Annotated in this window: 6 protein-coding genes; all 6 read right to left on the reverse strand. The window is 49.1% G+C overall.

All coding sequences use genetic code 11. From position 1 onward, the window contains the following. Nucleotides 1–74 precede the first annotated feature (74 nt). Entirely contained in the window at nt 75–1,097 is a 1,023-nt protein-coding gene (locus CHK_RS09390) for a substrate-binding domain-containing protein (protein WP_052740488.1), read from the reverse strand. 69 nt (nt 1,098–1,166) lie between these two features. Continuing rightward, nucleotides 1,167–2,153 carry an ABC transporter permease gene (locus tag CHK_RS09395; RefSeq protein WP_046443792.1) on the reverse strand — a complete coding sequence of 329 codons (987 nt, stop codon included), beginning with the start codon at nt 2,151–2,153 and terminating at the stop codon, nt 1,167–1,169. A gap of 15 nt (nt 2,154–2,168) precedes the next feature. Further along, nucleotides 2,169–3,659: a sugar ABC transporter ATP-binding protein gene (locus CHK_RS09400; RefSeq protein ID WP_046443793.1), complete on the reverse strand. Its 1,491-nt coding sequence runs from the start codon at nt 3,657–3,659 to the stop codon at nt 2,169–2,171. 42 nt (nt 3,660–3,701) lie between these two features. Further along, nucleotides 3,702–4,775: a 2,3-butanediol dehydrogenase gene (locus CHK_RS09405; protein ID WP_052740489.1), complete on the reverse strand. Its 1,074-nt coding sequence runs from the start codon at nt 4,773–4,775 to the stop codon at nt 3,702–3,704. A gap of 28 nt (nt 4,776–4,803) precedes the next feature. Continuing rightward, on the reverse strand, nt 4,804–6,033 hold the full coding sequence (locus CHK_RS09410) for a M24 family metallopeptidase (protein WP_046443794.1): 1,230 nt from the start codon (nt 6,031–6,033) through the stop codon (nt 4,804–4,806). A 472-nt stretch (nt 6,034–6,505) separates the two neighbouring features. Then, the coding region (pgk, locus tag CHK_RS09415) for a phosphoglycerate kinase (protein ID WP_046443795.1) at nt 6,506–6,918 on the reverse strand (413 nt) is incomplete at its 5' end.

Raw genomic sequence — 6,918 nt, forward strand, 5'->3', positions numbered from 1 at the left:
TCCTTTTCCTACGCCTGGAAAGCGGAGAAGATTAGATTCGCCATACCTTCTCCGCTTTTACAGGAATCAGGTTATCAGCCCTGGTAAAATGCGTCAAGGTTCTCTGCTGTGACGATGTCAACGCCTGTATCCACATAAGGCGGCAACGGACTGAGGCCGTTTTCTCTCCATCCGTCTACAGGATTAACCAGGTTATTCTTGGTCGCGAAGAGGAACTGCATAGACCAAAAGCCCATATTATATGCGCCCTGTTTCACTGTCGCATAAATAGAACCGTCTTTGATCGCCTGGTAAACAGTTTCATCATGGTCAAATGCGATTACTTTAACAGAATCTGACAGTCCCGCCTCACGCACTGCCGTTGCCGCGCCAAGGCCGCCGGGAGAATTGACCGCAAAAACACCTTTGATGTTCGGATTTCCCTGCAACATCGCGGAAACCGCACGCGATGCGTCCGCCTGTTCGCCATCGTAATTCCCTTCTGCAACGACCGTCATATTGGGATAATTTGCCTCGATTGCATCCTTGATCCCCTGTGCGCGTGCTTCGTGCGTGGGCGTTCCCGCCGTATAAATAACACCGACTTCTCCTGTACCGCCAAGCGCTTCCGCCATTTGGTCTGCCGCCTTAGATCCGGCGTTTGCATTTCCGGTCTGCAGAATGGAATACCTGTCGCTTTCCGGCGAATCCGAATCGAAAACCACAACCTCAACGCCCTGTTCAATCGCTTTATTGATCGGTTCTCTGAGCGCTTCGTCATTCACGCAGGTAATCGCGATTCCGGCAGGATTTTTAGCCAAGACCTGCTCCAGTACGGTAATCTGCTGATTGATGTCAAATTCCTGTGCACCGGTGTAGACCGTTTTCGCGCCGTAAATTTTTGCGGCATCTTCAAATCCGCGGTAACAATCCTTCCAGAATTCAAGGCCGTTCATAAAAGTGATCATATAGTATTCATCATTTGCATCTCCAATGGATACCGTTCCCGTGGCCTCTCCGCCTTCCGATGTCCCGGACTGCTGGCCACACGCCATAAAGCATACCACAGCAAAAACCACTACCATTCCCACCAACAGGACTCTTTTCAAATTTTTCATTTTCCCCTCCATTTATTATTGTGATACTCACATTATCGTTTCGGTGGCCTTTCAGGCCCCAAATCTTTTTTATCTTGCTTTTCTCGCATGACTAAACGTATCAATCGTAACAGCGATCAGCAGAATCGCTCCGCTCACAAGATCCTGCCCATAAACCGATACATTCAACAGAATAAGGCCGTTATTTACTACATTGAGCAAAATGATACCAAGCACTGCGCCGAGGATTGAGCCTTCGCCTCCGGAGAGGCTTGCCCCGCCGATCACTGCTGCGGAAATCGCATTCATTTCCACGCCTTCGCCGGTAGTCGGCGTACAGGCCCCAAACCGCGAGAGACTGACGATTCCTGCGAGCGCCGACAAAAGCCCTACCAGCGTATACATCACAAATTTCATTTTCATTACGTTGACGCCGGATAGCCGCGCTGCCTTTTCATTGCTTCCGACGTAAAACACATTACGAAATAGCTCCGTCTTTTTCATCAGGAAATAGAATAAGACTGCCAGCGCTGCAAAAATAATGATAATAAACGGTATATTCCCGATCGTCCCCTGTCCCAGGAAAAGAAAGCTTTCATCCGCGCTGGGAATTGATAACGCAGATCCAGAGGTCGCGAGCATGGTGATTCCCTTGGCAATACTCATCATAGCGAGCGTCATAATAAACGGAGTCAATTTTACTTTGCCAATCATGAAACCGTTTGCGAATCCACATCCGGCACCAGCGATGATTCCTACGAGCGCCGCAAGCCAGATATTGGCTCCCGCCGCCGCCATTGTCGCTGCAATCATCGACGCCAGTCCCATAACTGATCCTACGGAAAGGTCAATCCCTCCCATTGCCAGGATCAGTGTCATCCCGATCACGACGATTCCTTCCGCCGATAGCCCTACCAGTGTTGTCAATATGTTTTTTTCCGTTAAAAAGTGTGGCGAAGCGATCGACATGATAATAAAGAAACCGATCGTTATCAGAAGGACTGGTACCTCCTTCGCGCCCAAAAACCGTTTGAAAGTCGACTGCTTCAAGTTTTCACTGCTTAAGTTATTTTCCATGTTATTGTTCCCCCATTAATGTGATGCGGCCCGCATAATCGCCTCTTCATTGATTTCATTTTCAGAAACAACGCCCGATACCACGCCTTCACGCATAATAATTACCCTGTCGCACAATCCAATCACTTCCGGTAAATCCGAGGATATTACAATCACGCCCTTGCCGCTGTCGCATAGTTCCCTTAATATCTTGTAGATTTCAAGTCGGACTCCTACGTCGATCCCCCTGGTCGGTTCGTCGATAATAAGAATCTCAGGTTCTACCGCAAGCCATTTGGCAAACAATACCTTTTGCTGGTTGCCACCGCTCAGGCTGGAACATAACTGCTTGAGTGACGAAACCTTGATTTTTATTTTCTTTACATAGTCCTCCGCCAGCTTTGTTTCCTTCCGGTCATCCAGCAATTTTCCTTTTTTTACTTTCCTCAAAGCCGCGGCTGAAATGTTTTGTTTGATGTTGTAATCAATGAAAAGTCCGTCGCCTTTTCTGTCTTCCGTGATATAAGCAAGCCCCTTACTGATTGCATCTTTATAATCGCGAATATTGACCTTTTTCCCTTTTATTTCAACAACCCCTGATTCCTTCGGATCAATTCCGCAAATTGCCCGCGCCACCTCGCTTCTCCCCGCTCCGATGAGTCCTGAAAATCCTAATATCTCACCCCTGCGCAGGGAAAAACTGATGTCCTCAAATTTTCCCTGCCGCGAAAAACCCGATACCTTTAGCAGTTCTTCCTCCGCAATATGTTTCGACTTTGCAGGATAGATGCTTTCCAAAGTGCGCCCCACCATCATCGAAACCATTTTATCCGTATTAATATCACATACATTCTGAGTGTCCACATATTCTCCGTCGCGATAAACAGAAACCCTGTCGCAGATTTCAATCACTTCAGATAATCTGTGGCTGATATACAGAACGCTGATTCCCTGCTCTCTGAGATGATTCACCACTTTAAAGAGATCCCTTGTCTCTACTTCTGTCAGCGAAGAGGTCGGTTCATCCAAAATAATCAATTTACAGTCAAGCGAAAGCGATCTTACTATTTCCACAATCTGCTGTTCAGCTATGGATAAATCCATTACCTTTGCTTTTGGCGATATCTGTGCGGAAAAATTCTTGAACAACTCTTCACATTCCCTGTGCATTTTTTTGTAATCGACCATTCCCGCTTTTGTTTTGGGCAGCCTGCCCATATAGATATTCTCCGCTACCGATATTTGGGGACACAGGCTTATTTCCTGATGTACGATTCCAATCCCAAGCTTCTGTGCGTCCAGCGGACTAAAAAAATGCACTTCTTTTCCTTCAAATTCTATCGTCCCCGCAGTTTGTGGGAATACACCCGCAATAATATTCATCAGTGTTGATTTTCCTGCGCCATTTTCACCAATTACTGCATGCACCTCGCCTTTTGCTACCTGAAGATTGACTTCTTTGAGCGCCCGTGTTCCCGGGAAGTCCTTGATGATTCCTCTGAGTTGAAGCAACATTTCTTTTCCCATTCCAACGCCACCTTTCAATTCGTATTGTTTTCAGCCATCTCCTCATTCAAAGGAAATCTGGATCTTAACCTCCTGTCCGGATTTGTCCGCCGACAGGATATCAAACGCTTCCTTCGTCTGCTCCACAGGCATTACGCGCGTTACCACCTTCTCTACCGGAATCCTCCCCGATGCGATCAGCGCTACGCTCGCTTCAAAATCATATGTATTGAAGCACCACAGCCCGCACATATTGTAATCCCTGTATGCCCAGTCGAACGCCGGCAGTGTCACTTCGCCCACCGGCAGCCCGCTCTGTACGTACATACCACGCTTTCTCAGCGATCCGAACGCATCGCGCATTGCCGCTTCCGCGCCTGTACACTCGATTGCGATGTCCACTCCGTAGCCGTCCGTCCTTTTACGGATCTCCTCCGCCACGTCCACCTTTGTCGGATCAAATACCTCGCTGGCTCCCCACTGCTCGCAGCGCTGTCTGCGCCCCGGCTGGATTTCCGTCATGTAGATAAACGATGCTCCCGCAGCCTTGGCTCCAAGAAGCGTCAGGCTCGCCGTCGGGCCGCCGCCTGTGATCAACAGCTGGTTGCCGATCTGCAGGTTGCCCCTCCTGATTCCGTACAATGCCACCGATAATGGTTCTACGCACGCCCCCTGCTCGTACGTCACATTGTCCGGTATCTTCACCAGATTATATTCCTTTACCGTGCAGTATTCTCCAAATCCGCCATAAGGCCACTGCAATCCGATTGCACCAAACTGCTCGCACATATGCTCAAGCCCCATCCGGCAATACTTGCATTTTCCGCAGTGCAGCAGCGGCATCACGCATACGCGCTCGCCTTCCTGCCACCTGCTTTTATCTACTTCTGATCCCATCTCCGCGATCACGCCTGAGAACTCATGTCCCATCACAAGAGGGCCCATGTGCCCTGTCAGTGGATGCGGCTTATCCACCCACAGCGTCTGCGCGCCGTGCACATACTCGTGCAGGTCTGTACCACAGATGCCGCACCTTTTCACCTGAATCAATACCTCGTCTGCCGCCGGCTTTGGAACCTCCAGTTCTTCAATCCGGATATCCTGTTTTCCATGCCATCTTGCTGCTTTCATTTTCATTTGTCCTTTCCCCCCTTCATTTTTCTTCCTACAGAATCGGGCAGGCAATCAGCTCATGCCGCGGGAACTTGCTGAATACCAGCGGCCCGTCCTTTGTGATGACAAGCTCGTCCTCGATGCGTGCTCCGATATGTCCTTCCCCGTCGTATGTCTCGATTGCGATCACCATTCCTTCCTTCAGCTCTACAGGATGGTCAATCGAGAAGCTCCTTTCGATCATAGGCCTCTCCCATAACCCCACGCCAAGGCCGTGTGCGAATGCCAGTCCGAATGATTCTCCCTGGTTTTTGAATCCCCAATGGTCGCACTTCGGCCATGCGTTCACCACGTCCGCCGTCGTGTTTCCCACCTTACACTGCTCGATCCCCGCCAGTATCATTTCGTATGCGCTTTTGTATACGTCCTTCGCTTTTTGCGTCGGCTCCCCACAGCACAGGGTGCGGTAGTAGCACGTATGGTATCCGTTCATCAGCGTCACAATATCTGCAAATACCAGGTCTCCCGGCTGGATCAGCCTGTCTGAAGACAAATGCGGATGCGGGTGCGTCCTCGTTCCGCTCGTCATCTGAATGTTAATCGCCCATTGCCCGCCAAGGCGATGCAGCTCGTTTGCCGCAATTCCCTGCAGCTCGTTCTCGCGCACTCCCGGATGCAGCGCACGCGCCATCTGGTAGAAGGCCGCGTCTACTGTCGCCGCAGCATTCATCATCACAAGTATTTCATCGTCCGTCTTGATTTCACGCGCCTGCAGCATCACCTCCTGCCCGTTGCCAAGCGTATATCCCCGTGCCTGCAGCTCTGTCAGCAGCTCTCCGTCTATGATATCCACGCCGATCGGATCCTTTGGATCGATCCCATTTTGCTCCATCACCATCTTAAGGTCCGCCTCAAAGTTATCAAGATGTGTTTTCCATGCTGCCGGCAGCGCCCCGAACATGGTTGTATGCGCCGGATACGCACGATCTGCGATCCACGGGCAATTCAGCTTTTCCGCTGCCGCTTCGGAACCGAATCCAAAGATATATGGCTCGCCGTCGCGGGGCACGATTGCATAGCGTCCCATGTTATCTACCTCAGGCGACGCAACCGCCGTCGATGTGGCGTACCGCTTGTTCTCTGTTGCGAACAGCAACAGGCAGCTGAAATCCGTCTTTGCCATTGCATCCTTAATCCTCTGTACCCGCTGCTTTCTCATCCGGTTAAAGTCGATTCGTTCTTCATAATCAACCTGCATCGTTCCTTTTGTTCCGTACAACATCTCTTGTCTCTCCTTTGTATTTTATTGTTATAAAACATTCCTTTTGATCCGGCACCCAGCAAACACCCGATACAGCAATATTTTTTCATTCACAAAAAAGCGCAAAAGCAGTTAGCTTATGGATGAATCAGTTGCGAATGAAAATGTCCATATAAACGATCATCATTTCTGGTTATTTGCTATTTTGTTATTAGAATAATTTTGTTTTGGATTAAGACTGGTGTCCCATTTCAACACACGATTGAATACTACAGGTATACAATTTTATTTTGTCATAATTTTCTCTGTTATACTAAATTTCTATGATGTTTCTGCTCTTAAGTAAAAAATGTATTGCTAAGATGTTTTTGTGTTTTGGTATACCAAAAGTATACTTCATGATTTTGTGTTTGTCAATTACTAATTCTATTTTTTTCGGAAAAGGTTTCAGGGAAAATCACATTTCCAAAATCCGAACGCCTCTAAGTCCGAATCATAGCTTTGAGCCGTGCTTTAAGGCCCTGATAACCGGAAGCTCTTCGTTGGAAAGGAAGCGCACCAGGGCTCCGCCTCCTGTGCAGATGTACGACATCTCATCCTTGAGCCCGAACTTCTTGGTTGCGGTCACGCTGTCTCCTCCGCCTACCACTGAATATGCGTCCGAATGCGCGATCGCTTCCCATACCGCCCTTGTCCCAAGCTCGGATTCCCTGTCCTCAAATACGCCCATTGGCCCATTGATGAAAACCGTCTGCGCATAGTTTAAGGTTTCGCTGTATTTGGCCGCAGTCTCTTTCCCAATGTCGATATACACTTCCTCGTCCGATACGCCGCTAAGCGGCACATCCTTGCGTTTGCCGTCTGTTACGCATGCAAGGTCAACGGGCAGTACGAGCTTATCACGGT

Origin of the sequence: Christensenella hongkongensis, from assembly GCF_000981035.1 — a bacterium.
Lineage (GTDB): Bacteria > Bacillota > Clostridia > Christensenellales > Christensenellaceae > Christensenella > Christensenella hongkongensis.

What these genes read in the sequence shown, in the direction of transcription:
- CHK_RS09410 (WP_046443794.1), bottom strand. Translation starts at nt 6,033, where the DNA reads ATGTTGTACGGAACAAAAGGAACGATGCAGGTTGATTATGAAGAACGA.
- CHK_RS09400 (WP_046443793.1), bottom strand. Translation starts at nt 3,659, where the DNA reads ATGGGAAAAGAAATGTTGCTTCAACTCAGAGGAATCATCAAGGACTTC.
- CHK_RS09405 (WP_052740489.1), bottom strand. Translation starts at nt 4,775, where the DNA reads ATGAAAATGAAAGCAGCAAGATGGCATGGAAAACAGGATATCCGGATT.
- CHK_RS09390 (WP_052740488.1), bottom strand. Translation starts at nt 1,097, where the DNA reads ATGAAAAATTTGAAAAGAGTCCTGTTGGTGGGAATGGTAGTGGTTTTT.
- CHK_RS09395 (WP_046443792.1), bottom strand. Translation starts at nt 2,153, where the DNA reads ATGGAAAATAACTTAAGCAGTGAAAACTTGAAGCAGTCGACTTTCAAA.